Below are 25599 nucleotides of genomic sequence, written 5' to 3'. Positions count from 1 at the left end.
CGGGCAGGGGTGGTCGGGGTGGGTGCAGCGCCGGTCACCGCGTACGGGTGCTCGCGCGGTCGTGGCGGCACCGCTGTTGCCGTCATCGGCGTCATCCGGCGCGTCACAGCGCCGACCCAGCGAGACGCCAGCGGCGGCCCCGTGCTGTCGCGATTCGATTCACGGGCACGACAAATCCACCACCAATCGCGCGTTGGGAATGTGGGTCCGCCTCGGGACGCCCCTGGGGGAGGCGCGTCCCGAGGCGGCGATGGGCCACTTCGCATGCGACAACCGACGCGTCTAATCGGCAGGTCTCGCGGCCCATCGGGTGCATCCGTTCGAGTTCGACCCGGATGCACACGTCGGCGCCGACATGTGTTGTCGGTTCGCCCGGACGATGGGGTCCAGACGGGGCACTGCCAGCGCCGATGTGACGGACAACAGTCTGTCGTTACCGCGAATGGGTGACCACGGCGTTCCTGACGCGTTTCGGCCGCGCATACGCCGCATTTCGCGGCGGCGGCCCGCCACAATGTCGGCTATGGGGATCACGCTCGCCGATCTGCGTCTGCGCCGCGGCCTGAGCCAGGAGAAGTTGGCCGCCGAACTGGGCGTCGAACGAACCACGGTGCAGAGGTGGGAGGCTGGGAACAGCACGCCGCGGCCGAAGACGATGTCGGAGTTGGCCAAGACCCTCGAGGTCACGGTGGCGGACCTGCGCGAGGTTCTCGGCGACCAGGGTGACATCGGGCGCCTCGACTCGCGGTTCGCCTCGTATGGCGACGGCGATGACCGGTTGGCCATGCTCGCGCGGGCCAGCAACCTTCACAGCGGCCAGGTCGAGCAGTTGTACTGGCGGATCAGCGCCCTGGCAGTGGACTACGTGCACGAACCCGTCGATCGAGTGCTGCCGGACCTGCTGGCCGCCCGTGACACCATCACCGACCTACTCGCCGGCCGCCAAGCCCCACACCACACCCGCGACCTGTACGTGCTCGCGGGCACGACGTGCCTGCTGCTGGCCCATGCCGCTCAGAACCAAGGCGACCACCGCGCGGCGCTCACCAGGCTGGCCACCGCCGCCGACTGCGCCACCGCCGCCGACCACGACGCCCTGCACGCCTGGACCCGTGGATCGGTCGCGCTCATCCACGAGTGGTCACTGAACCCGCGCATGGCCGTGGACATCGCCGCGCGAGGCGCGCAGCACGCCGCCTCGGCGCGCTCGCGGATCCGCCTGGCGGCCATCACCGCCCGCGCCGCCGCCCGCACCGGTGACACCGGGGCCGCCGCGCAAGCGCTCCGCGCGATCGAGACGATTCGCGACGGCGCCGACGACCGCGACGACATCACTGACTTGGGCGGTCTGTTCGACTTCCCCGCGGCCAAGGTCGACTACTACCTGGGCTCGGTGCACGGCCTGCTCGGCGACCACACCCGGGCCCGGGTGCACGCCGAGGCCGCCATCACCGCCTACGAGACCGGTGACCCGGCCGCGCGCTCCTACGGCGACGAGGCCCTCGCCCGGGTCGACCTCGCCAACGCGCACCTCGCCGACCACGATCACCGCGCCGCTGCCGACGCGCTCGGCCCCGTCCTGGCCCTGCCGCCCGGGCTACGCATCCGCCAGTTCGGGATCGCCCTGGGCCGCACTCGCCGGATGCTCGCCGCGGCCACCGCACCGACCGAGACTGCGCTGCGGAAGCGGATCACCACGTTCGTCGACCCGCTCACCACGGCGCTAGCCTCGACGCGGTGAGCAGCATCCCCATCCCTCTCCCGCCCGCCCTCATCGACGCCGCGACCGCCGCCGGACTCGACCACCGCGACGCCCGTCTCCTGCACCACCACGCGACCAGCGTGTACCTGCTGCCCCACGCCGACGCAGTCGCCCGGCTCTCCCCCGCGACGGCCGCCGAGCGCGCCCACACCGCGGTTGCCATCACCCGCTGGTTGCGCGGCCACGACTTCCCCGCCCCCGAGCCTCTCAACGCGCCACACGTGACCGGGTCGGCGCTGATCACCTTCTGGAGCTACTACCCCACCGTCGACCAGCCCACGGAACCGGCCGTCCTCGGGCACCTCCTTCGGGTCCTGCACCAACTCCCCCACCCGCCCGTGACGCTGCACGAGTACCGGCCGCTCAATGACCTGCTCGCCACGCTCGCCACCACCGCGGACGCCGTCCTCGACTCCGACGGCCGAGACTGGCTCACCGACCGCGCCCACACACTCCTCGACGACTACCAGCACCTGCAGAGCGCACTCGGATCCGGCCTCATCCATGCCGATGCCTACCCCGGCAACCTCATCCGCACCCCCAACGGCACACTCCTGGGCGACTGGGATGAAACCTCCACCGGACCCCGCGAACTCGACCTCGCCAACACGATCCAGGGCAACCTCCGCTTCGGCCGCCCCGCGCAGCACCTCGACGCGTTCACCCACGCATACGGCCACGACCCTCGCACGTGGCCAGGGCTGACCACCCTCGTCGCCATCCGCGACCTGCACACCCTCGGCAGCTACCTACGCCGCGCCGCCACCGGCGACAACGCCGCGCACACCGAACTGCACCACCGCATCCGAACTCTGCGCGGGAACACACCGGCAAGGTGGCACACGGTCTAACCCCACGATGCGCGAGCGCAGTCCCAAGAACGGGACCGTGGTCGAGCTCGGCCTGCCGGAAGGCCAAGAGCCCCGCGCCCGCGAGCACACCCGAAGCGGTTTGATTGTCTACATCGGCATGGCTGGTGAACGTCGCGGCAGCGAGGCAGGTCGGTCGAGATGCCCGAGCACCACGGGGATACTGTTGGTTGCTACGCGACCACCGTCCAGTCCAAGGAATGAGCTGAATGCAAGCTTCCCGCTTGACCAAGTTGGCTGCGCTGGTTGCCTTTTGCGTCGCGGTTGGATTCGTGTCGGTCGCCGCTGCGATCCTGCTCGTCGATGTTGTCGGCCTCGCCGGCGTGGCCTGGGACGTGGGCATGTTCACGGTCGCCAGCGCCCTAGCGATCGGAGCGGGGCAGGCGTGGCCTCATCTGCCGCGTTGTGCATCGACAATTCTGCGTGTGGCCCGTCCTGGCCGTGGCGCCTGAGCGGGCGATGGACTGAACCGTTACTCACCGGGTACGTTCTTGACGACTTGCTGTCCGACTTGTATTTGCAATCAGCTCGAACCGACTGTGCGTCTCGATGGCGGCGCTTAAGAGTCCAATGTGGACCATCAGTCGCGGCACGGACTCGCAGTTCGAGAGCACGAGCGCACACTGCCGGCCCTGGCCGCTGGCGGGTATCGCAGCCGATGTACCTTACGGCGACCTACCTTGAGCTGGCCGGGTAAGCGCGTCCTGGCACCTGCGCGATCAAGGCGTACAGGCTCGCCGAAGCGACCAGCCGGAACGACTCATTGCGAGGGCGTCAACCGAGATCCTCGACGGTCGGGTCGGGGCGGGGCGGAGCCGATGCACGCGCGGGCGGAGCCGGGAGGTGAAGTTCTGCACGCTCGCCTCGGCCTGGACCTCGACCACCAGGGTCGGCGTGGACCGGCAGGTACTCGGTGCTCGGCTGGCCGAATCCGCCGCCGGACACCCGCCGCGGCGATTCCCCCGTCGACCTCACATGCTGTCCGGCCTGATCGCGCAGCTTCGGCGGCAACGGCTGCGACAGTCCGATCCACCGCCGCTCGCCGCTCTCATCAGGGCGGGCGAGCACCAACTCCAGAGGACGCGCGAGCGAGCCCGTCACACCGATCACCACCGCGTCGACCAGCCTCGTCTGCCGCACCTTCAGCCAGTCCCCGGTCCGACCGGGCCGATACGGGCGGCGCACATCCTTGATGATCACGCCCTCGATACCGACGACCGCCTGCTCGGGCTCCATCCACGCCAGAGCCTCGGCCATGCCGCGCACGCTCGGGGCCAGCTGCAACGGCGGAGCGGCCCCGGCGAACAGTTCCTCCAGTCGGGCGCGGCGGTCGCCGTAGGGCAGGACGCGCAGATCGTCCTCGCCGACGGCGAGCACGTCGAAGGCGACGTAGTAGATCACCACGCCCAAGTCCGCTCGCCGGGCCGGGGCCACGGTGAGCGATCCGAAGTCCAACCGGCCCTCGCGCAGGGCGACGATCTCCCCGTCGAGCACGACGTCTCCCAGCCCAGCCCCCGCGCGGATGATCTCCGGGAACCGCGCCGCGAGATCGTTGTCCCGGCGCGACTGCAGCACCCCCGCCATCGCGAATAGAGCCCCGCGCCAGCCATCGAATTTTGGTTCGAGTGCCAGCCGCGCCGGGTCAGGCGCAGGCAGCCGCCCAAGCGAGCGAGCCAGGGCCAACCCCACCGGGGGCCCGAGCACCGCCATCCGCGTCACACCTCACCCGCGGCGCAACCGGCACGGGCCGGAGTGGCCGGCATCGGTGGCGCCGACGGCGGCGACTGTCCCATGAGGACACCGTCGCCCCGCATCCGACTTTGGGCCATTCGGGTGATGCCAGACAACGCGGCTCGACACCCCGCCATGCCGCGTCCAACGCGGTGACCTGCCATGTCGGCGCCCCGGCCGAGAGCGCAGTACGGAGCCCCGGGAGTCGACCGCGCCAGCGATCGACCTGGTCGCGCTGGTGCTCGCGTGGCTCGATGGCTGGCTCGGAACTGTCCTCCTGACCGGCGACACTTGGCCCCTCGGAATCGTGGTTTACATCGCCGGTGACATGGCGGAGAGATACTCGCTATATGACGACAACGACTCATCACGAAATTCACGAGCCAGCTGATGCCGCGTGGCCGTTGAACGCGTACCTGCGGGAGGCGCGGCTCCGCGCGGGGATGTCGATCAAGCAGACCGCGCGGGCAGCGGGCCTGAGGGTCCGCGACGTGGAGTGTTTGGAGACCCGACCTGCCGCGTTGAGGTCGCGGGTCGAGGCGGTCGTGGCCGCGCTCGGCGCCGATGTCGATCACGCGCTCGCGCTGGTAGGGCTCACCCCCGAGGTGATCGCCGACGCCGAGCAGCGGTTTGGTGGCAGCGCGCCCGGCTGCGACCGGCCGCCAACGCGCGGCGAGCGGTCCCCCACAGCGGAACAGGACTGAGACGCCTGGAGTCGTTATCCGGTATCGGCGGCGTGCCGGCCCACGGCGATCGTGACTTAGGCAGCCGGGGCGGGCGGTTGTGGTGCGTGTTGCCGGGTCACCGCGTGTTCTTCCAACAGGCCACCTCGAACGCGAGCGCCCTGCAGGCGTGCACGCCCGCCGAGGCGCTGCGGAACTCTGGCGATGCGCCCCGGACGATCGCTGTCCGACGGACGCCGTAGCGTGGGCAGCCAGGTCAGGCGCGGGTGTCGATGACGAGCGCGGTGGAGTTGTCGGCCGTCGGGTGGGCGGCGCCGAGCTCGACGAGGCGCTGCGCGCAGCGTTGCGGGCTGTCGATCTGGGAGAGCGTCTCGAGCAGTTCAGCGGGCTTCAGCGTCATGCCGACACCGTCGCTGGTCAGCGCGAGCCGCCCGCTCGCGGTGGTGGTCGTGGTGGTCCCGAATTCAGAGGGGTCGGCGGTTCCGACCGTCGTGAGCACGATGTTGTCCGATCCTGCGGCGACGTTCTCGGGCATCCCAAGGTCCCGCATCCACTGTCCTTGGGTGTGCGGCGTTGTCAGCGGCGTCAACTGGTTGTCGTCGACCAACCATGCCTGGCAGTCGCCGACCCAGACGAGGTCCCAGGTGATGCCCAGGCCCGAGGTACGCGGGCGGCTGACCGCCAGAACCATGACGGTGTCCCCGTTGACAGGTCGTGGCGTTCGAGTGCGTCCCGCGCGGCCGCCATGCCGGTGACCGCCCGGTTTCACAGGCCGCGAGCGCGGCTGACAACGCCGTGGTCACCGCGACCGCGGCGGCTTTCGCTGCGTCCGGGAGGCTGCCGATGCCGTCGGCCACGGCGAACGCGGCAACTCCGGTGGAAGTCCACGGCGGAGCCGAAACTGTCGGCGTTGCGGTGTCGGGTACCGATCGCGGTGTGCGCCCCGACGTGGTGGACCGGCAAGCTGGGGTCACGCCGGAGGTGGCTGCCTGCGGCGGCGATCAGGTCGACTGCGTTGTGGGTCCAGCCACAATGGCAGGCGGCGAGATCGCTGGCGGGCGGGTCGATGCCGAAGAGGCGTCGACCCTCATAGCCGTCGAGTTCATCGGCCGTAGCGAATCGCACGTCGTGCAGCAGCGCCCCGGAAGCAGCGGTGAGTTTCATCCGATGCGAGGTGTCGATCATGGTCTGTGCCTCCGCCCGTCGCGGTGTGTGGACGCGCTGTGCGCAGCGCGCCGGGGCGGGGCCCGGAGGGGCGGCGGGGGTTGCGGCTGGTCGGGGCGGGTGGCCCGCAGCGCAGCGAGGACTGTCACCCGCGCTGATCGGGCCGTGTTCATCGCCGCGAACCCCACCCCGGCGTGCTGGCCTGGAGGAGTCCACGAATGCGCGGACGGGAGGCCTGCATCCGGTCGGCGGACGGCCGATTTGCTGGAGAGCGCCGATGCGGCGGATCGACATGCTCATCGTGCGGGCTCAACGTCGCACGGCGAGCGACGGCGGTCGGAGCCGACGCACCAGTGCAATCCGGCGAAGCCCACTGCGCCAGCCGGGTGGGCCAGCACCGCCATCTGCAGGCCGGGGCGGTGAAGGTCGCGCCGCAAATGCCCGCCGCCGAACGTCAGGACACACGCCCGTTGCCCTCCGGGCGGCGACGACAACGACTGTCTTATCAGGATGCGCTGCGAACATCCGCAGGATGCGTTCCCCGTCAGCGCGGCACAGTGGGACGGCGTGAGAGTGGGCGGGTCCGGTCTGCTCGGGAGGGCTGGAGCGATGGGCGAGCGTGCGAGAGCAGACCACTGTGCGGGCGCGGCGGAGCGGTGAGCCCACGGGGCGTGGTATTAGCTGGAGCGCTTGCCCCCTCATGGCTGAGGTGACGGTGCGGGTGTTCTCCGTTCACGGGTGTGACGGGGTTGGCTCCTGGTCTTGTGTGGTTGGCCTGGCATCGCGGCGGTGGAGGTGCATGTACACCTGGAGTGCCAGGAAGGGCAGCGTCGGCGGGTAGCGGTGAAGGCCGTGGAGGGCCGGGTCGTCGGGGTGCGAGGGGGTCTCGCCGTCGATCGTGAGTTCCCAGTGGTCGCCACGAGGACCGTGGGGTGCCCATTCCGCGCGGGAGACGATGGTGAGCGAGTGACCGTCGCCGGTGCGCAGGCGGGCGGTGACGTGGTTGCCGACTGGAAGGTGCGGCGGCGCGGTGAGTGGGTCGTGCGGGTGACGGGCGAGTAGTTCTTCGTAGTGCAGCGACACCAGGGTGCCGCCGAGGCGGCGGTGCAGTTCCACGAGCAGTCCGCGAGCCCACGCCCAGGCGCCGTGCTCGCTCTCGGTGCCCCAGCGGGGGATGTTGCAGTCGACGTTGTCGTAGAGCACGTAGCAGCGGCTGGCATCGTGAGGGGTGATCCAGCGTGGGCGGGTGTTCCAGTTCTCCGACACAGTTGGCTCCTGGTTGGTGGGTGGACGGCTTGCAGTCGGGTCAGCGGACGCAGATGCGGTAGAGCTGCGGAAGGCAGCTGATGCGGCCAGCCCAGTACCAGGCGACCGGACGATCAGCGGCGCGTTCGTAGAGGCGGACGGATACCGGCGCGGTGCGGCGGGCGTCGGGCTTGATCCAGGTGTGCACCTGCCTGCCGCCGTCGGAGTCGGGATCCGGGACGCCGTTGGCGTCGCAGAGGCTGCTGGCGGTGAGGGTGAAGCCGTAGGTGTGCAGGTAGGAGGTTGCCTCCTCCCAGGTCATGTCGTTGGTGGTAGCGGTGTCCTTCCCCCGGGGCCACTGGAACGGGACGTGCAGCGGGCCGGGGGTGTCGCGGGAGGTGATGGCGGCTTTGACCTCGCGGGTGTCGCGCAGAGGGCCTCGGCCGCTGAGCGCGGCCGCGGCCAGGGAGGTGGGGCTGGTGAACCACAGGTTCAGCACGTGGGCGCCGCGGTGGAAGGTCCGCAGCCAGCCCCGCTCGTGTCGCACCGACGGGTTGGCATCAGCGGTGGAGCCGGGCTGCTCGGACCAGTGGTGGCTGTCCAGCTCGGCGGTGATGTCGGGGTAGACCATGTCGCGCTGGTTGAGGCCGGTGTAGCCGTCGGCACGGTGGACGAGGTCCCGTGTTGCCGCGAGCGGGCCTGTGAGGGCGGCCGTCACCTTGTCCGCGGTCGCTGCCGGGCTCTTGGCGAGCAGCGCGGGCAGGTCGTCAACGGCTGCCAGCAGGCCTGCGTAGACGCCGCGTGCGGCGTCGCGAACGTCTTGGAGGGCGTCTTCTCGCCCGTTGGCGAGTCCGCTGGCAATGTCGAGGTCAGCGCGCAGTGTGGCAGAGGTGGTGTGGGTGTTCTCGGGCATCATGTTGCTCCTGGGTGTGGGCCGGGCGGTTGAGGCGCGCGTTGCAGCGCCCCCTGCCCCCGGCTGTGCGCGGTGTTTTGGTGCGAAGCCGGGGGCAGGGGGTGCTTGGCTTGGCGCGGCGGCCGCTCGGGCGCTGCGGCGAAGGCGCTTTTGCCGCCGTGTCGCGGTCCGGGCTGGTGTTGGTCCGCCCCTTGTTCATGATTCGTCGGCGCTGGCACCTCCGCGTTGCGGGTCGGTCAGCGCACTCGCCGGGCGAGGCGCTCCGGGTCGAGGATGAGGACGCTCTTGCCTTCCAACCGCAGCCAGCCACGGTTGGCGAAGCCGGCGAGCGCCTTGTTCACCGTCTCGCGGGATGCTCCGACGTACTGGGCGAGTTCTGCCTGTGTCAGGTCGTGGGTGACCCGCAGCATGCCCGTCTCGCGGCTGCCGAAGCGGTGGGCGAGCTGCAGCAGCGTCTTGGCCACCCGGGCGGGCACGTCGGTGAAGATCAGGTCGGCGACCATGCTGTTGGTGTGGCGGAGGCTGTGGGAGATGAGGCGCAGGAGCTGCTCGGCGATCTCCGGCTGGCCGGCGATCCACTGGTGCAGCGCGGGCCGGGGCACCACGACCGCGCGGACCACGGTGAGCGTGGTCGCCGTGGATGCGCTCGGACCCGGGTCGAAGATCGACAATTCGCCGAAGATGTCGGACGGGCCGAGGAGGTTCGACAGGTACACCCTGCCGTGAGGCGACGTGCGGCCGAGCTTCACCTTGCCGGACTGGATGAGGTAGAGGCTGTCCCCCGGCTCTCCTTCCTTGAAGACCACGTGGCCGCAGGGGAATTCGACGGTCGATCCGCCCACTACGTCGAGGAGGGCATGTGCGAGGTCGGCGGCGAGCGGGTTGGTGGATCCGGTGGCGGGCATGGGTGACTCCCTGGTGTGCCGGGTGCTTGCGTGGTGACGCACCCGCTGGAGCACGCCGCTCGCGCCCGCCTGCCCCCAGAGGGTCTGGTGTGTGCAGAGGCGGGCGGGCGCGAGTGGTGTGCTGGGCTGAGCGCGCCCGCATCGCATCCCGGCGGCGGTGATCAGTTCGGTGGTGGCGTGGGTGTCTGCGACGGGCGTCGTTGAAGTCGAACGCGGCTGCGGCGCGGCGTGACGCCGCGAGGGTTCGCGCGGCGAGCGCTTCGTGGTCCAGCGTTGCGGCGTCGGAGGGCAGGATCACCCATCGGTCCAGCGCTGCGGAGGGAATGTGAGCATGTTGCGCCAGGGGTGCACGTCGAGCATGGTCAGCGTGAGCGGCCTGTCGGGCCTCACCATCAGTACGGCCGGATTGGGGGCGGGGTTTGCCGCCAGGGCGTGCAAGACCGCCGCGTGGTGCAGATCGCGCGGTCCGGGTCGGCGGCGGCCGCGGGTGTCGGGCCGGACCTCGAATACGTGGTCGTCGTCGCGTGTCTGTGGGCCGCGCCAGCGGCCGATCTCGACGTGCAGCTCGGCCGCCGCGGTGGCCCAGTCGACGGGGGCGCCGTGGTGGCCGGGCGCTCGTTCGAGGGCGTCGACGTAGTCCATGACCGCCTCGTGGGACAGGTCCAGCTCGGCGTTCTTGGCAGCGGTGCTGCCCTCCAGCCGTAGGTCGCCGAGCCGGGGCAGGTGAGTCGCGGTGGCCACGTGGACCAAGTAGGAACGGTGCGGGCGGTTGCGGTGCGTACGTGAACGAAAGACGAGGAAGTGTGCGGCTGGGAGAGTTGCACGTCGTCGGCGGAGTGGATGACGCTGAGGGTTTCGCTGATGACGTCGCGCCACGTCGCCTGGTTTACGGCGGTGGGTGCGACGGCGGCGCGCAGCGCGCGCAGCGCCGTCTCGGTCGTGTTCCAGGTCGCGGTTGACGCGGCGCGGGATGCCGGGTCGCGGCGGGTCAGCAAGGGCGTCTGGTTGGAGTGAAAATTGGGCATAGGCATCGTGGGTTCCTCTGGTGTCGAGTGTGGCAGTCGGCTGCCGTGCGGATGGGTCAGGAGTTGGCGATGGCAATGTCGAGGTCGCCGGGTTCGAAGTGCTGCTGTGGCGGCCGGGGCGGATCGCGGGGAGGCGGACCGGCGCGGCGAGCGGGATCGCGCGAAGCGCGGGCTCGGAGCGGTCGCGGCGGCGAGTGCGCCGTGACCGCCGGGTAGCCAGCGGTGTGTGCTGTCCGGCCACAGCGGAGTGGCGAAGCCTCGGGTGCGCTCCGCCGCCGTGATTCATGGTGTCTCAGCCTCGGCGCGCAGACGGTCGATGACCGCGTTTGCGGTGCGCAACGCCTCGCGGAGGAAGCGCACGTCCTCGGTCCACGCCTCCTGGCAGACGTCGCAGGCGATGTACGAACCTGCGGTGTCGTCGTAGTAGCGGCGAGTTGCCCCGACACACGTCGTAGTGGGCGCGCCAGCAGCGGCACGCCGGGGAACTGGCGCACCAGCCCTCGCTCTCGCAGCTCGGGCACCAGCACTGGTGCTGGCCTCCGGCGGTGTGCGGGGCAGGGGCGTGGGGTTGGCTGCCTGGGGATCGAAGAACTGTGCGTAGGTCAAGCCCCCGAAGGAGACCAAGAGTTCGAAGTGGTCTTTGCACTGTTCGGACTGCGGTGGTGTGAATATGCGGTGGGGTCCCTCGTCGACGTGGCTTCCGCGGCGGCGTGACCGGCTCGCGGTGCTGACGGGCGCGTACTGTGCTGGTCCACCTCGATGCGGCGCCAGGGTTATCGCGTCAGCGCCTGGCGCCGCATCGAGGGATCTGCTCCGCTCCGCGCAACTCCGCATCCGACGCGGGGCACATGTCCGGCGGAAAGGGCGACATGCTTGGCTGGGGCAGGGACGGCGAGTTGCGCTGGATTCTTCAGCCGCCGCGCCATCCCGGTGATCGGGCCCGTCGCACCTGCCCACAACGGGAACGGTGGCCTGCGTGTTCTCGCTGCCAGGAAGGACAAGGCCGTGAATGACATCGATAGCATCCCCAGCGCACACGAGCTGCGGATCACCGACCTGGGAACGCCGCAAGCGGCGTGGGTGGTGGGCGCAGAACACGATGAGACCGTCGGGTTTACCGCCGAAGGGTCCCTGCCGATCACGGGGGAACAGCGGGGCGAGCCCGACCAGGCGGTGGCTGACTGGGTCTCCGACGTCATCGAGGTCGAAGCGGTGGTGTTCGTGGCCGATCCCGTCCGTCCGCTGGTGTGGCTGATTCGCTACACGGCCTGACCCGCGTCGCGGACAGACCGAAAGAGGCGGTACCCGGGTTCATCAATTCGACCGCGTCAGCGACGCCCGCTTGGACGTCGCCAGCGTCCGGCATGAATCTGCGGCACCCGCCCGCCACACCGCAGTGCCAGGTGGACCAGCCGCCAGGACCGCCGCTACGGGGTGAAGCGCGAAAGAATCTTGTGCAGTTCTCGGGGGGTGACCCCGTACTGGAAGGCTGTGCTGAGCAGTGTGATCAGATGGTTGCTCGGATCAGCGGTCCCGGCGACTCGCAGTGCGCGGTTGGCCTGCACGCCGGCTCCGGCGAGATGCTGCGCGACCGCCAGAAGGAGCGCGGGACCTGTCCGTTCCGGGCCGTCGGGCATCGCTTGCACCAGTCGCGTCCACAGGACTGCGGACTGGGTGCGGGCCTCCTCGCTGGCCAGGTCGAGGAGCCACTGGCCCAGGACACCTGGGCCCGTCAGCGCACAGCCGATGCGCACCAGGGTGTCATCGTCGAGATCCTCGGCGCTGGCGCCGGCCGAGATCGCCTCGATCGTTGCCGTGATCAGCTCGTGGCAGCGATCGGCGCACGCTGCCACCTGGCGAAGAACGGTGATTCGGCGCGCGCGCCGTTCCAGGTCCTCCATTGGGTCCTGCGCGAGAGCGGCGTCCAACTCCGCAATAGACGGGTAGGGCTGCAACCCATGAAGTTCCCTGGCAGCCGCCACGGGCGTGGCGGCGGGATCAGGAAGGAAACCGTGGCAGTCGCCCACGAGGCAGGTCCACCGTTCGCCCTCGGCGATGGCGAAGACTCGCCATGCCCCTGCGGTCTCGACTCCGGCATCGTGCAGGTCGCGGATCAGCCGGTCAATCAGTTCGCGCAAGGGCATGGTGGTGTCATCCTCGTCGCCGCCGATGGCGGTCAGGATGACCTGTCGCCCATGGCGTGAGACGACATCTGCGGCATGTCGGGTGAAACCGCTGTGGCCTGCGATGCCCGGCAGATCGACGCGCAGCGTCGGGCCGTCAATGACGTGCAGAACAAGCGAGTTGGACGGCGTGAAGCCGAGGAGGGCAGGGATGCTGGCGATGAACTCCCCGGGTTCTTCGATCAGGATCGAGGCCGCGGTGTCGGACGACCCTGCCTGGCTGAGCATGGACACTGTGTTCTCCTTTGGGCTGGACTGGTTTGAGCGGAGGCGGAGCCTCGGTTGGGAAGGCACCACTGCGGGCCAAATACTTCGAGAGTTGGAGACGCGTCGTACCGGCCGGGTGTCTGGCCGGTACGACGCCTATGTGGCTACGGCCGAGCGCTCAGAGACGGCTCAGGACTTGTGCGGCGGAATCCACGACTGTCGCCGTCCCGTCACGCAGCAGGTCGTGGCACCCCTTCGACATGGCCGAGGTGATTGGGCCAGGTACCGCCAGCACGGTCTTGCCGAGAGCCTTCGCGCTGCGGGCGACGTTGCGGGCACCGCTGCGAATCCCCGCTTCCACGATCACGGTTGCGGCGCTGGTGGCAAGCAACCTGTTCCGGACCGCGCACCGGTGTTTGGCCGGAGGTGTCCCGGGCGGGTACTCGCTCACCACCGCTCCGGTCGAGGCAATGCGGTCGAGCAACAAGCTGTGGGCGGCCGGGTATCGGACATCGACCCCGCATGGGAGCACCGCGATGGTGGGGCCCTCCGCGTTCAGTGCGCCGCGATGAACCGCGCCGTCCACACCGTATGACGCGCCCGACACGACGGTCACTCCGGCAGTGCCGAGATCAAAGCCGAATTCGCCGGCGACATGCTCGCCATATCCGGTCGCCGCCCTCGCGCCGGTCACCGAGACCGCCCGCTGCAACGCGACTCCGATGTCGACCGGGCCACGAACCCACAACGCCACAGGCGCCGCCGCCCAGTCCAATCCAAGAGCACCGCCGCTGTGCAGGGACAGCGCCATGGCGGCAGGCCACTCGTTGTCCTCGGGGATCACCAGCCTGGCGTCGACGGCAGCCGCGGCGGCGAAGTCGCTGTCGGCCAGCTCCGCTGTGGCTCCCTGGGCGAACGTCGCGTCCAACAACGATGTCGGCGCCTCACCCGAGCGCAGAAGCTCGGCTGCCTCAACTGGACCGTGAACCTCCACGAATGCCACCAGCGTGGGTGCTGGCGGCTCAGCGACACGCAGGAGATACGCACGGGCCCGACGCACGGGATCGTCTGTCGCGTAAGGACTCATCAATCGAACTCCCTGTCTGGGATGGCGAACGTCGATGCCGCACAGGCCGTCGCCTGCCATCAGCTGGTGCCCACGGCCTGCGGCGGTCCTGTGGACGCGGCACTGCGAGCAGGGACACCGGCGGCGGCGTCGCACTTAGCCAGAGCCGATCCGTAACCGGCTCGATCGACGCCGTTGCCGGTGTCCCTGCTTTGCTTGGCCGAGCTATGGACCCGACGCAGAGGGGTTGCTGGTGGTGGCCCGCGAGGCGTGCGCACTGCGCTGGACGAGGTGCATGCACTGGCCGATGAGCCAGCGCCGGACTATGCCGTCAAAAGTAAAGGTGCCTTGGTGAACTCATCCGGATCGTCACGGCGCGGTGAGGTTCCACCCTGTGCCGAGTATGTCGCCGGACGTGCGCCGAAGCGGATGGTCGCCGGGCTGCTGTTTCGTGATCGGGCGGACCGGGTGCTGCTGGTGGAGCCGTCATACAAGGCGGTGCGGGGAGATTCCAGGCGGGCCGTGGAAGCTCCCCGCAATATCGCCCGCCTCGTGCGCGGGTACTTCGGCGACCCGCCACCTTCGGTGTGCTCACCATGCGCACCGACACACTGCCGCCCGAGCTGCGCCAGGCGCTCGACGACTCGATCAGCGCAGGCCCGGAACCGGAGCCGGTCCGCGCCTCGTGGCGACTGTTCACCCTGCAGCAGGCCCTCGCCGAGAACGCCGTCGCGGCTGGTGTTCGCGGCGGCTGCTGGGCGCTGCGCCCCGAACCGCACTACCAACTCATCGAGGAACACCACGAACCCGACCTGCTGCGCGGCGACGACGTCGACGACATCCTGCGCCTAGCCAGGCACGCGCAGAGAGACCTGCCCGCCGAGCTCGCCAACGGCGCGATCCATGACCGGGCAGTGACCTTGTGGATCGTCCGCGGCGACGGCATGGGGACCCGCGGCGTTCCTGCTGCAGACCGATGACGGGCTGCTGACTCCGCTTCCTGTGGACTTCCGGCAAGGGCGCAGAATTCGGCTTGGTGGCTCGCGTGAGTCGCTGCCGACCAACCGCCGCTATTCGGGCCCGGCGACACCCTTCCGGCGAGTTCGCCGCTCGTTGACGTCGTGCGCAACGCGATCGACCACCCTGTCAGCGCGATCCCGTGGTCGCGGGTCGTCAGCCTTGCCGCTCAGCGCGAGATCACCTGAGGTAGCCCGCACGCGCGGCGACGCCTCCGTGCGCCCTCGGGGACCGCAGACGTGTCCGGCCCACCTTGGCTACAGGGTGGGTAGCCCAGCGGCGTGCAGGACATGCACTGTGCGGTCGTCGAGTTCCTCCACGGTGTAGTTGACGGCGTAGAGGATCGCACCCGGATGCTCGTGGCACCAGGCCGCAGCCTTCGCGAACATCGCGGCCAGGGTGGCGGTCTCGAAGGTGAGGAGCGTGACGTCCTCGGCCGTGGGTGACATGGGAACGACCGTAGCCAGCCGGGGCATGTTGCGGATATGGGAACGTCGCGACCGATCGGGTGTTGGTCGGGGCGTTCGCCGCGGGGGTGGCGGCGTCGGTCGCAGGAGCGCCGCTCCCAGGCGATCCAACCCGTCCTGGATCTTCGCGGTGCACGCACCTGCTCGGCGGTACATCCTCGGCCGGTGCACGTGGCATATCCCATGATCACCCCCGGAACGGGCCGCCGTGTTGGAGGCGCCCCCAGCTTCCAGGGCTTCCCCCTCGCTCCGCGCGCCCTAGTCACCGTGAGCCGCCAGCGGCACTACCCTTGACGCCACTTGACCGACGGAAGGACAGACCGTGGCGGTTGATCTGGAGGCATTGGTCGCTCAGGTCTGGAGTCCGGACGTGCGCCCGCTGGTGGACGAGGCATGGCGCTGCTACAACGCTGGCGCGATCCGCGCGAGCATCGCGGCGACGTGGTCGGCGGTCAGCGCGGACATCATCGTGAAGCTGATCCGCCTGGCCGATGAAGGCGATGGGGCCGCGCAGGGGTTCCGGAAAAAGATCACCGACGCGCAGAAGGATGGCCTGAAACCCACTGGGGTGAGCGCCATGCAGAAGATCGAGGCCTCGCTGGTTGACGAGGCGGTGGTGTTCGAGTTGATCGACACGATCGGCAAGCGCGACCTGGACCGGGTCCGCGAGGACCGCCATCTGTGCGCGCACCCGTCGCTGCGCAGCGGCGGCGAGGTCTACAGCCCCCGCCCGGAGACCGCTCGCGGGCATCTGGCGATCGCGCTGTCCACCTTGCTGATACATCCCCCCACGCAGGGCGGAGCCCTGGTAGAGGAGTTCAAGAACTTCATCTGCGACCCACTGTTCGCCGCGTCCCCGCTCCACATTCGGGCTGCCTTCCACGACCGTGTCCGGGCCGCGACCCGCCGGAGCATCATCAGGCTCGCGGCGAAGGCTGCGATGCTCGAAGTCGACCCTGAGGGTCGGATGCCTGCGGACTGGCACGCCGACCGGATGGCCATCGCGCTGCGCGCCTTCGCGGAGACGGCACGCGACGCGGTCCGTGACGCCGTGGGCGAGACACGCGAACGACTCCGCGTGCTCGACGGCACGACCCAACTGCGAACCCTGAGCCGCATGGCCGAGGACGATTATTTCTGGGCGTCTGTGGATCAGCCGCTGGCCGACCTGTTCGACACCCTGCTCACGCCACCGATTCCGGGCGGCGAGTGGGACCCGTTGCCCCCGGAGATCGCCTCGAATCTCGGGATGGTCGGCAACGACATGGCCAGGGAACACCTTCCCAACCTGTCTATCCGCTTCGATCAGTTGAGTGAGTTTCACCAGCAGCAGGTCATCGCGGCTCGTCCGAGCGAGTTTTTCGTGCCGAGAGTGATCGAGCTCCTGCGGGCCGCTTGGGGTTGGCGTACCGGCGAGCAGATCGGACGCCTGCTGGTGCAACACGCGTCGTTCCTATCAGTCGAGACACTGGGACAGGCTCTGACCACTTGGTACGGCAACGATCAATGCCGGGAAGCCGCTGCCATGCCGGGCATGGCCGTGGAGTTGGCCCACGCCACCTCGCACCTCGGTGCGGCCCGCGGTCCACTACTGCTGGACTTCGTCACTAAGTGCGAAGCCAAGGCGGGCCCGGGCACGCACTACAGCTACACCGAGCTCAAGACAGCGCTGAGCACCCTCGGTCTGCACCCCGCCGCCGGATGAGCCATCCCCGACGCAAGAACTATGTCGGAACGATCTCCTCGTCGCACCTGGTGAGCACGGCCCGGTGGCCCGCCGACGCGTTCGCTCGTGGCGAGGGCGACAGCCGAGGGCAATTCGACGTACTGCGTGATCATCACCAGGCCCGCCGCGACCTGGAGACCCGCACGGAGGCTTTCCTGAGGCGGTTCGGCAACCTGTGACCATCCCGCCCGACACGATGCCAGGGTTGGACGACATGCCGCGGCATCGCCGCGAGGCGATGCTGTGGCTGTACGCGAGAACGGGCCTTGACGGTGATGTCATGGCTCAAGGCTCGGGTGTCGTTCGACAGTGGATCGGTCTAGGTCATCACAGAGGATTGGGCCGCCCTCCTGAGACCTATTTCGATCGTTCAGCTTTGTCAGGATCCTCTGCAAACGCTCCTGGGTTCAGCGCACCGCGCACCGCCGCAATGGTCAGGCCGAGGACCGCCTCGACGGGGTCACAGCCTACGTCGGGGGCCAGTTTCCGTACCCAATACAGGAGATCGAACGAATCCATAACGTCCCACGGACTGCGTCGACCGACATGTTCCGCTTGCTGGGTCATCAGACCAACAGCGAAGGCGACGCCTGCGGGCCACAACTGATCAACCAGGCCATCCGGCGTCATCACCGCTCGAGTTCGAACCTCGGCGCGCAGTTCAGGGTATGCCGTGTCGATTGCAGTGATGATCCGTTGCAAGGAGGCGCCACAGCCAAACTGAGCCAGCACCGATGGCCGCACACCTGGAGGTAGCCATATCCACGCCTTCGCAGGTTCGGACCACCATTCCATGGGCTCGTCACGAATACCTGCGCGGCGCCAGGCCCTTAGCAGGCGGTCGGCAAAGCCAGCTCCTGCCAGGCACGACAACAGCGTCTGCGGTCCTACCCAGCCCGCCGAGACCGCCAGGTTCTCGATGACAGCGAAGTTCAGTTGCAATGCCAGTTGGAAAGGCTTCACGTCGAGCAGCTCACCGCTGAACACGCAGCAGGGGCAGACCCGGATCTGCTGTGAGGTGGGCTCAAGGAGGTCGCGCGCGCTGAACTGATCGCCGCAGATGGCACACTCGGCGTTGGTGGGCATCGTCACTAGTTCGTGCCGGGTGGTGGCGAGAACCGCATCGATGGCGGCGACGATATTGCAGACAGGTTGGTCGAGGGAGACTTCGTGGCAGTCCAGACCTAGCAGACGGCCCACATGATCTATGTCGACCAGACGTGGAGCGGTTACGCCAACCGATATCGGAGAGGTCAAGTCGAATACCGTCGGATCGTCCGGATGCGCGTTGCTAGCTAGGTCAAGCGGCGGTCCATCAAGCCGGCAGGTTTGGATGACTGCCGGTCCTGCGTAGCCGAACAGGACTCCAGCAAGGGGATCATGCTCGAAGTCGACCGGCCATCCCGCCGCGTCAAGTGCTTTGGCCAAGGCTTCGTGCAAGGGCGCTGCGAGCATCCCTTGCGGGTGGCCCGCATCTACGGCGATCTGACGGGCGGCGTCCAGGTACGTTCGGCCGGTGGCAGACGCCTCAGCCCGGATCTGCTTCTTGCGGAAGTAGTTCTTGGTCATGCCGGATCTCCACGTCGGCGCAGTTCCCACGCTCTGCGCCTCGGATCACTGACACGATGCAACCTAGCGCGATCAGCAGACCTTGACCGTATTCAATCCGGTGCAGCGTGGGCACAACCGGGCCGGTTCGGGCCAGCGCTTCGGCCCTCAAGGCATAGTAGCGCGACGAAGTCAGCGGGCGCGAAAGCTCGGCCCCCTTCCGCCCAGGTCGATAGGGAACCCGGCGGCCCGATCTCTAGGCCGTTCTATACAGGGCACACTGGCCTGACTGAAGTTGCTCATGCCGGGTCTAGTCAATCAGACATCTTGATAGTTGATACGAAAGAATTGATTTCACCCGATCGGATGTCAGCAATCATGACATTATGAGCCTCATGCGGAGCGACTGGAGGCTAGACTGTCGACTAGAGCAACATTCAAGACAGGGCTCGACGACCAAGCGCTACTGCCGCGCCGCAGCAAAGTGGGGGATCCATGAACATGACATCACGTTGGGGTGACGCGTTGTGACCGGCCCGGGCGTTACCCGCCCAGGTCCAGAACACCTTCGTGGCGCAACTTCACGGATCGCTCGTGGCGTCATCGACGCGCTGATTCCGGGCCACAGTGCTCGCGGCGGACTCATCGTTGAACCGTCCCCCCTGGCAGCGATGCATTTGCCGTTACTGTCTGACGACTCGTTGACTTACTCTGCCGGGCGCGTAGACACCTCCGGCACCATCCCAGCCACCTATGCGCTGGACGCCCTCCAGTGGAGAGCGGGCGACCGCTTAGCGATCACCACATCACACAACGTCGTTGTGATCCGTTTCGACTCGGCGGGACTACACGTCGTTCCCAAGAAACGATCATTGGTGATCCCCGTCTCGGCGCGGCGGGCGTGCGGAATTCGCCCCCGCGACACCCTCTTGCTTGTGGCAGCGCCCCAGTTCCAGGTCCTTCTAGTCCATCCACCCTCCGTGCTGGACCGGATGATGACCCTCTACCACAGCCGGGAGCGTGGGCAGTGAACCCGCCAGACGATCCGGTTCGACTGGCCGCCGCCCGTCTTGTGCTGGAAAAACTCGGATTTGATCCCGCTGAACTGTTTGCGGCCAGCCCGGCCGGTCCGCAAGTACCAACCTTCGAGGAGTACATCCCGGTCGTGACAGCAGCTGTCAGTGTCGGGACTCGTCGAACCTACGAACCGTACTGGAGCAAGATCCGGTTGGACTGGGGCAGCCGTCGCTTGGATGAGCCGACTCCGTCCGAGATCAAGCAACTCGCCGAGGTCGTGAAAGCAGGCGTCGTCGTTCGCCGAAACTCTCGGAACGGTCGCGGCGCGGTGGAGCTATTCGTCTCAGCTCTCCGGTGTCTCTACAGTCACGCTGTCGCTGACGGCTTGGTGGACGACGACAATCCATCCACAAAGGTCCAAAAGCCAGCCCGATTGCCAAGCGGCCGACACGCACTACCCGCTCATCGCCTAGTCGAGATTAACCACACCGCGGCCACGACTGGCAACGATCCAGAGCTCGACACTCTGCTGCTTCGGTTCCACACCGAGACGGCGGCGCGACGTGGTGGTGCTCTCGCTCTGCGGACACCAGGCGACCTCGACGCAGAGCAGTGCCTGGTACGTCTGCATGAGAAGGGCGAGACGGTCCGCTGGCAACCAGTTTCGCCGACGTTGATGGCCCATCTCCTCGCGCATGCCAAGCACCGTCAAGCGCCGCACGGTGGGCAACTTCTGCGCTACGAGAACGGGAGGCCGATCTCGGGGCGACGCTACGACTATCTCTGGACTCGACTTGGGCAGCATCTGCCTTGGGTAGCCACTCAGCAGGTCACGGTCCACTGGCTGCGATACACCACGTTGACATGGGTCGAGCGAAACTTCGGCTATGCTATCGCCCGGGCATACGCCGGGCATTCCAGCAACACTGGAGCCGTTGGCGCAACGGCAACCTACGTGCAAGCAACCCTCCAGGAAGTGGCGGCCGCACTTCAGGCTCTGTGTGGCGAGGCCCATCCTCTAGCCGCACAAGGGGGTTCTGTGGACCACCTTGGAGCGCGGGGCACATAGCTGGTACGGTCCCAGCCATGAAAATCTCCCGGATTCCGGGGGATTTCCACTGCTCTGGGTTCCTCCCTCTAACAGGGAGATGTCCCACTTGTGGGGGTTCCCCCCTCGGACACCACTCTCGATGAGAACTCACCAGTTCAGTCACATTACACAAATCCCTGCCGACGATCAATTCGTCCGCGGGATTTGTGCGTTGATGGCTGCCGCGTCGCCTGCCGTCGAAACTCGCGCCTCCGCGGTGCCAGCGTGTCATTTCGGCCTACATAAGACTGCGCCTCCGTGAGTACCGTCGGTGCGCGGCGCCGGAGTCAACCGTGTTGGTCGCTTGCCGTGCGAGCGCCGCCCCGTGGCGCTGAAGGGTCGTGCGGGTCGCAGAGATCTACGCCTGGACCGGGTGCATGGTCAGTTGCTCTGCCGGGACAGAGCTGCGATCATCCCGCTCATGACTGAGAGAATCGAGTCCTCCGTCCGCCGATGAGCGAGACGACCGAGCCACAGCCGCTCGGATCCCGGACCACTCTGTTCCAACACGCTCTGCGTCTACACCAGCAAAACCCCGACGCACCCCTGCCGCATGACGGCGAGCCGTATCCAGACGACGAACATTTCCGCGGCCGTCGATCGCGGCCCCAGAAAGACACACGGCTGCGCGGCGCCGATGTGGCCGCCATCCTCGACCGCCACTTCGGCGACCCCGATGCCACACCACGCGAACTCGCCGATGCGTTCCACGACGTCGCCGTCCCGATCCATCAGAACGACCACATCGCCGCCGCGGCGCTGCGCGCCGACCGGCGACGCGTACGACACACCGGCCGATGGCTGGTGCGACACAGCACTGATCGCGGCGCAGCCCTCGTCGGATTGGCGCTGCTCGCCACGGACTGGGCCGAAGAGGACATCCCGCTGATCCAGACCATCGGACTGCTGTCGAACACTTTCGGGCCGCTGGCCGCCAAGGCACTGCGGCGTCGCACCGGCGGAGGGCAGGCCCTGCTGTGGCTGGCCCAGCGCGTCACCGGCTGGGGCAGGGTCTACATCATCGAGGAACTGTGCGAGTACGGGCACGGCGCGGGCCGTGCGTGGTTGCTGCGCCACGCCTGCGACGGGGACTACCTCAACGGCTACTTCGCAGGCAAGGTCGCCACCGCGACCCACCTACACGAAGCGATCACCAACACCGGTGGGATCGACGACGACCTGATCGACCACACCGGTCGACTACTGCACACCATGGCTCATTGCAACGGCATGGGGATGACCCTCGAACACTATCCACCAGCCCCCATTGTCCTCGCCGCGCACGTAGCGCACCTCAGCAGGCAGACGCCGACCGCGAACAGATACGTCAACGCCGCGCTCATCGTCGACCGCCTGACGACCAAGGCCCCAGAGCAATGCGGATGCACCACCGAACAACGTGACGAAATCGTGCGCCAGTACCTCGCGGTACTCAACCGCCAGGACTGGTGCGCCGCCATCCAGGCGAACGACCGGGACGACGACTTCGCCTCCTGGTTCGCAGGCAACGTGGCAAACCGACTGCACCTGCGGGCGTTCCCCAACCCACCGGGCGATGACCGATGACACCGACAACACCACTCACTCGCTCATCGACGCAAAACACAGACGAGGTCGCGTAGGCCATCGACGTTCTGCAGCCCTACCGACCTTCCCTGGCTCGAAGTGGTCCGCAGAACGCTCCGCAGGCACCTTTGCCGGAACACACACGATTCCGGCGAGCAACCGGGCGAACGACGCATTGAGCCGCCCGGCCCACGCGGCTCCGTCAGAACACCATGTGCGCGGGCTAATGGGCTGGGCATTTTCTGGGCATCATGGTTGACTACAGCCATGCCCACAAAAAGCCCAGTCGAGGACGAGGTGGTCACGGCGGTCACCAGACTGCTGCGGCGGGGCCTGCCGGTGACCCCGGCAGGCGCAGATCCGGTCCTGCTCGACCTGCGCGGGATCATCGCCAGGGCAGCCGATCCGGCCGACCCGACCAGCCGGACGGCGGCGCTGGACGGCACGCTACGCGGGCTGCTGGCCCGTTTTCCGGACACCCGCTACGCCACCGCTGCGCGGGCATTGTTCGGGTTGCCGCCCGCCGGGCCGGGTCTGAACCTGACCGCGCGACGAGACCTGGCGGCCGAGCACGCTGGACACGAAGTCCACCACTTCCGCAAACGGGTCGAGCCCAAGCTGGTCGAGCGAGTGGCTTGGGAGCTCATCGCCGACGCCGAGCGGTTCACCCGGATGCCGATGATCGCCCCACGGCTGACCCCGGCGAATGCCCGGCAGCTGGTACCGGCGGACCCGTTCGCCTGGGAGGTCACTGAGCACGAGGAGCAGCTGATGCGGCTGTGGTCGGCGCTCTACGCCGCCCGTGCCGAGCTGCTCGCCGTCGAGCGGCTGGTCAGCCTCGAGGCGGATCGGGTCGACCTGATCCGCGCTGCGGTGACCGCCGCCTGGCGGTGGGCCGCGGCGCGGGCCGAGGCGATCAGCTACACCGCCTACGCCGAGGACGATCTACCGGTCAGTGAACTGGTCACGTTGGCCGGGTGGACGCCCGCGCTGACCGATGCGCATGCCTCTCGGCTCACCGAGGCCGCCGCGGGCGGGGTCTCCCGCGAGCAGTTCGTGCACAACCTGCACAGCGAAACCGGGTTGAGCGAGATCTGGATCGACGGCCTGCTCCGCCTCGACCCTCCTCCCAACATCACCACCGAGAACGGACCTGACCAGTGACCGACATCCACCCCGACCCTCTGGCCGCCGCTCTCGCTGCCGCCGCGGACGGCCCACCCCGCCGCCACGTGATCACCGGCGGCCCGTCCTCGGGCAAGGACGATCTCATCGAGGCGATTCACCTTGCCGGGATTCCGTGCATGAAGAACGAACCGGGCCGGGAGATCTACCGCAAGCACCGACAACGCCTCGGCCGTCATCTACGCAAGGAAGACCGGCGCGAGTACTCGCTGGAGGTCCTTGCGGCGTTCGTCGCCGAGTTCGCCGCGCATACATCCGGGATCAGGTTCTACAACCGCGGGATCCCTGACGGCTTCGGCTGGGAAGGATTCTTCGGACTCCCACCGACGCCGCAGCTGATGCAAGCCACGCGGGAGCACCGCTACGACACGATCTTCGTCCTGGACCCGCTGGACACCTTCGAGGACCCCGACGACATCGTCTGGGCCAAGGACCGCGAGATCCGCCGAGTCCACGAGCTCGTTGTCCAGGGCTACTACGACGCCGGATACGAGCCGGTGTTCGTCGCGCCGGATTCCCCGGCCGCCCGGTTGGACTTCATCTGCGCCAACCTTCGTCTGCCCAAGCCCAGCCGAGGAGCGTGACTCTGTTGAGCCGCAACGGGAAATCAGGACGGTCGCAGCTGCTGCTGTCACCGAACAGTATCCTGGCCAATGCCCTGCTGCGCACCATCGACATCCTGCGTCCACGAGTCCACGCCGCTCGGCCCAAGCGGATTGAGTTCGTCGTCGGAACCCAGATCAACGGCGCACCCCACCTGGGCACCAACCTCGTCCAGACCGCCGCGTTCCTACTCGCCAAGACCGCCCGCCGCGAGTTCTCCATCGACACCGTCGTCCGCTTCGGCGCTCTGGACAACGCCCCGCACGACGTCGTGCTCGACCCGGAAACCCACCACGCCTACCAGCAGACCTACTTCCACGCCCTCGGCAAGGACCGCATCGCTGAGCTGATCGACAGCTACTACGTCGCGTTCTTCGACTCCCTGTCCGAAGCCACCGGCACCGCCTATCAGATCGAGACCTACACCGACCAGCAGGCCACTCCCGGTTTCCGGGCCGAGTTCCTGCGCACCCTGGTCCACCTGGAGGACATCCGCTGGTGGATGGCCCCCTCACATGGCACCGTCCACATCCGAATCCCCTGCCCCGATTGCGGCTGGGCGGAGAAGCGCGCCGACCGCACCAAACTGGTCCGCCTCGACGAGGACGGCGCTACCTTCGCCGCCGTCTGCCTCGACCACGGCCCCTACGAGACTCATATCGATCCCGAGGACGACGAGCCCTACCTGGACCTGGCCACCCTCTACCGGAACCTGGTCAAGGAACGCGCGCTGGGCCGCGACACCTCCACCTTGCACGTGATGATGAAAGGTGGCGACTGGGCTTTCGGCTGCCAACTCGTCGACGGCGCACTCGGCGCGCTGGCCACCCCGGCCGCGCAGATGCCGGTCCGCATCTTCACCCCGCAGGTCCTCGCCCCCACCGGGGCGAAGCTGTCGAAGTCGCTGCTGCGCGAGCAAGGCCGCGGCGCCCTCCCCGACGACGTCGAACCCTGGATGCTCGACACCACCACCTGGCCAGGCGACACCGACAACTACGTCGACACGCTCGTCTGGCTCGTCGGGGAACTACTCACCGACCCCAAGCACTTCTTCCGCTCGTTCACCGTCAAGGAACTCGGCCGCCTCATGAACTCCCGCCCCATCACCCTGCCCGTCCGCGCCCACGAAATGGGCATCTACAAACGCTACTTCGACCTCATCGCCACCGGCCGCAAAACCACCGAGATCCGCGTCAACGACTCCAGCCGCAAAAAGATCAAACCCGGGTCACTCATCCGGTTCCGCTGCCAAGGCGACGAAGTCCTCACCCGCGTCACCCGCGTCGCCCGGTACACCAGCTTCGAGGAGATGTTCGACCACGAGCCCATCGCCTCAGTCAACCCACTGGCCACACGCGAGGACCAACTCGCCAACATCCGACAGATCTATCCACCCGAACGCGAAGCCATCGGCGTCGTCGCCATCGGCATCGAACTCGTCGACCCGCCCAGGCCCACCTGACCGGTTCGCAGGCCAGGAGTCCTTCCTCAGCGCTCGACCCGGTCCGGGCAGGCTGCCACGCAGCGACGCGGCAACGGGCTGAGCTGTGCCGCAACGGGTGCGGACACATCACAACCGGGTGATCGTGGGTTCTTCCCCGCTACCGCGGTCGAGACGACCTCGAGG

Annotated in this window: 25 protein-coding genes; 13 read left to right on the top strand and 12 right to left on the bottom strand. The window is 68.0% G+C overall.

The window, feature by feature from the left end; translation table 11 throughout:
• The first annotated feature begins 523 nt into the window (after window positions 1–523).
• From BN1701_RS08860 to BN1701_RS35355, 3 genes are all read left to right on the top strand, one after another.
• On the top strand, window positions 524–1741 hold the full coding sequence (locus tag BN1701_RS08860) for a helix-turn-helix transcriptional regulator (RefSeq protein ID WP_054047247.1): 1218 nt from the start codon (window positions 524–526) through the stop codon (window positions 1739–1741).
• Window positions 1738–2613 carry an aminoglycoside phosphotransferase family protein gene (locus BN1701_RS08855; RefSeq protein WP_197672066.1) on the top strand — a complete coding sequence of 292 codons (876 nt, stop codon included), beginning with the start codon at window positions 1738–1740 and terminating at the stop codon, window positions 2611–2613. Before BN1701_RS08860 ends, BN1701_RS08855 begins: the two co-directional genes overlap by 4 nt.
• 242 nt (window positions 2614–2855) lie before the next feature.
• Window positions 2856–3083 carry a hypothetical protein gene (locus tag BN1701_RS35355; RefSeq protein ID WP_157367849.1) on the top strand — a complete coding sequence of 76 codons (228 nt, stop codon included), beginning with the start codon at window positions 2856–2858 and terminating at the stop codon, window positions 3081–3083.
• A 322-nt stretch (window positions 3084–3405) separates the two neighbouring features.
• On the opposite strand, the gene BN1701_RS08850 is transcribed toward BN1701_RS35355, so the two are convergent.
• Complete coding sequence (locus BN1701_RS08850; RefSeq protein WP_082859735.1) at window positions 3406–4341, bottom strand: hypothetical protein; 936 nt, start codon at window positions 4339–4341, stop codon at window positions 3406–3408.
• A gap of 371 nt (window positions 4342–4712) precedes the next feature.
• Here BN1701_RS08850 and BN1701_RS08845 point away from each other — a divergent pair, with 371 nt between their 5' ends.
• Complete coding sequence (locus BN1701_RS08845) at window positions 4713–5066, top strand: helix-turn-helix transcriptional regulator (RefSeq protein WP_054047243.1); 354 nt, start codon at window positions 4713–4715, stop codon at window positions 5064–5066.
• 235 nt (window positions 5067–5301) lie between these two features.
• Here BN1701_RS08845 and BN1701_RS08840 read toward each other — a convergent pair whose 3' ends face one another.
• The 6 genes from BN1701_RS08840 to BN1701_RS08815 all read right to left on the bottom strand — a co-directional run bounded on the left by BN1701_RS08840 (window position 5302) and on the right by BN1701_RS08815 (window position 10013).
• Window positions 5302–5736 (bottom strand): PP2C family serine/threonine-protein phosphatase, encoded by a 435-nt coding sequence (locus tag BN1701_RS08840; RefSeq protein ID WP_054047241.1) that lies wholly within the window; start codon window positions 5734–5736, stop codon window positions 5302–5304.
• 74 nt (window positions 5737–5810) lie between these two features.
• Window positions 5811–6230: a hypothetical protein gene (locus BN1701_RS08835; protein ID WP_054047239.1), complete on the bottom strand. Its 420-nt coding sequence runs from the start codon at window positions 6228–6230 to the stop codon at window positions 5811–5813.
• Window positions 6231–6941: 711 nt separating this feature from the next.
• Window positions 6942–7475 (bottom strand): hypothetical protein, encoded by a 534-nt coding sequence (locus BN1701_RS08830; RefSeq protein WP_157367848.1) that lies wholly within the window; start codon window positions 7473–7475, stop codon window positions 6942–6944.
• A gap of 40 nt (window positions 7476–7515) precedes the next feature.
• Complete coding sequence (locus BN1701_RS08825) at window positions 7516–8367, bottom strand: hypothetical protein (RefSeq protein WP_054047235.1); 852 nt, start codon at window positions 8365–8367, stop codon at window positions 7516–7518.
• A 236-nt stretch (window positions 8368–8603) separates the two neighbouring features.
• Entirely contained in the window at window positions 8604–9272 is a 669-nt protein-coding gene (locus BN1701_RS08820) for a Crp/Fnr family transcriptional regulator (protein ID WP_054047233.1), read from the bottom strand.
• A gap of 294 nt (window positions 9273–9566) precedes the next feature.
• Window positions 9567–10013, bottom strand: coding sequence for a hypothetical protein (locus tag BN1701_RS08815; RefSeq protein WP_054047231.1), 447 nt, complete (start codon window positions 10011–10013; stop codon window positions 9567–9569).
• 120 nt (window positions 10014–10133) lie between these two features.
• On the opposite strand from BN1701_RS08815, the gene BN1701_RS08810 reads away from it, so the two are divergent.
• Window positions 10134–10286 carry a hypothetical protein gene (locus BN1701_RS08810; protein WP_157367847.1) on the top strand — a complete coding sequence of 51 codons (153 nt, stop codon included), beginning with the start codon at window positions 10134–10136 and terminating at the stop codon, window positions 10284–10286.
• Between the two features lie 1016 nt (window positions 10287–11302).
• Entirely contained in the window at window positions 11303–11569 is a 267-nt protein-coding gene (locus BN1701_RS08805) for a hypothetical protein (RefSeq protein ID WP_054047227.1), read from the top strand.
• 155 nt (window positions 11570–11724) lie between these two features.
• On the opposite strand, the gene BN1701_RS08800 is transcribed toward BN1701_RS08805, so the two are convergent.
• Window positions 11725–12708 (bottom strand): DUF4192 domain-containing protein, encoded by a 984-nt coding sequence (locus BN1701_RS08800; RefSeq protein ID WP_231949831.1) that lies wholly within the window; start codon window positions 12706–12708, stop codon window positions 11725–11727.
• 157 nt (window positions 12709–12865) lie between these two features.
• On the bottom strand, window positions 12866–13834 hold the full coding sequence (locus tag BN1701_RS08795; RefSeq protein WP_231949544.1) for a DNA-processing protein DprA: 969 nt from the start codon (window positions 13832–13834) through the stop codon (window positions 12866–12868).
• A 515-nt stretch (window positions 13835–14349) separates the two neighbouring features.
• Here BN1701_RS08795 and BN1701_RS36385 point away from each other — a divergent pair.
• The gene (locus BN1701_RS36385) at window positions 14350–14733 is read left to right on the top strand and encodes a hypothetical protein (RefSeq protein WP_172803218.1); all 384 of its coding nucleotides are present in this window, start codon (window positions 14350–14352) and stop codon (window positions 14731–14733) included.
• 294 nt (window positions 14734–15027) lie between these two features.
• Here BN1701_RS36385 and BN1701_RS08785 read toward each other — a convergent pair whose 3' ends face one another.
• A complete protein-coding gene (locus BN1701_RS08785) occupies window positions 15028–15219 on the bottom strand; it encodes a hypothetical protein (protein WP_054047217.1) in 192 nt (63 codons plus the stop codon).
• 388 nt (window positions 15220–15607) lie between these two features.
• Between BN1701_RS08785 and BN1701_RS08780 the strand changes: the two genes are divergently transcribed.
• On the top strand, window positions 15608–16942 hold the full coding sequence (locus BN1701_RS08780; RefSeq protein WP_231949543.1) for a hypothetical protein: 1335 nt from the start codon (window positions 15608–15610) through the stop codon (window positions 16940–16942).
• Window positions 16939–17142 (top strand): hypothetical protein, encoded by a 204-nt coding sequence (locus BN1701_RS35345; RefSeq protein WP_157367846.1) that lies wholly within the window; start codon window positions 16939–16941, stop codon window positions 17140–17142. Before BN1701_RS08780 ends, BN1701_RS35345 begins: the two co-directional genes overlap by 4 nt.
• A gap of 178 nt (window positions 17143–17320) precedes the next feature.
• Here the strand turns inward: BN1701_RS35345 and BN1701_RS35340 are convergent, their stop codons facing one another.
• Both BN1701_RS35340 and BN1701_RS38115 read right to left on the bottom strand, forming a co-directional pair.
• Entirely contained in the window at window positions 17321–18532 is a 1212-nt protein-coding gene (locus tag BN1701_RS35340; RefSeq protein ID WP_157367845.1) for a hypothetical protein, read from the bottom strand.
• A gap of 1465 nt (window positions 18533–19997) precedes the next feature.
• Window positions 19998–20240, bottom strand: a complete 243-nt coding sequence (locus BN1701_RS38115) for a hypothetical protein (RefSeq protein WP_172803217.1) — start codon at window positions 20238–20240, stop codon at window positions 19998–20000.
• 831 nt (window positions 20241–21071) lie between these two features.
• Here BN1701_RS38115 and BN1701_RS08765 point away from each other — a divergent pair.
• The 4 genes from BN1701_RS08765 (at window position 21072) to BN1701_RS34080 (ending at window position 25434) form a co-directional block, all read left to right on the top strand.
• Complete coding sequence (locus BN1701_RS08765) at window positions 21072–22184, top strand: hypothetical protein (RefSeq protein WP_172803216.1); 1113 nt, start codon at window positions 21072–21074, stop codon at window positions 22182–22184.
• A 267-nt stretch (window positions 22185–22451) separates the two neighbouring features.
• Window positions 22452–23348 carry a hypothetical protein gene (locus BN1701_RS08760; RefSeq protein WP_157367844.1) on the top strand — a complete coding sequence of 299 codons (897 nt, stop codon included), beginning with the start codon at window positions 22452–22454 and terminating at the stop codon, window positions 23346–23348.
• Complete coding sequence (locus BN1701_RS08755; protein ID WP_054047206.1) at window positions 23345–23953, top strand: AAA family ATPase; 609 nt, start codon at window positions 23345–23347, stop codon at window positions 23951–23953. The genes BN1701_RS08760 and BN1701_RS08755 overlap by 4 nt, the downstream gene beginning before the upstream one ends.
• Before the next feature lie 5 nt (window positions 23954–23958).
• The gene (locus BN1701_RS34080) at window positions 23959–25434 is read left to right on the top strand and encodes an ASCH domain-containing protein (protein WP_197672064.1); all 1476 of its coding nucleotides are present in this window, start codon (window positions 23959–23961) and stop codon (window positions 25432–25434) included.
• The last annotated feature ends 165 nt before the right edge of the window (window positions 25435–25599 follow it).

The organism is Alloactinosynnema sp. L-07 (assembly GCF_900070365.1).
Taxonomy (GTDB): domain Bacteria; phylum Actinomycetota; class Actinomycetes; order Mycobacteriales; family Pseudonocardiaceae; genus Actinokineospora.
Note: the sequence above shows the minus strand (reverse complement) of the source record. Positions and strands in the feature narration are given on the sequence as shown.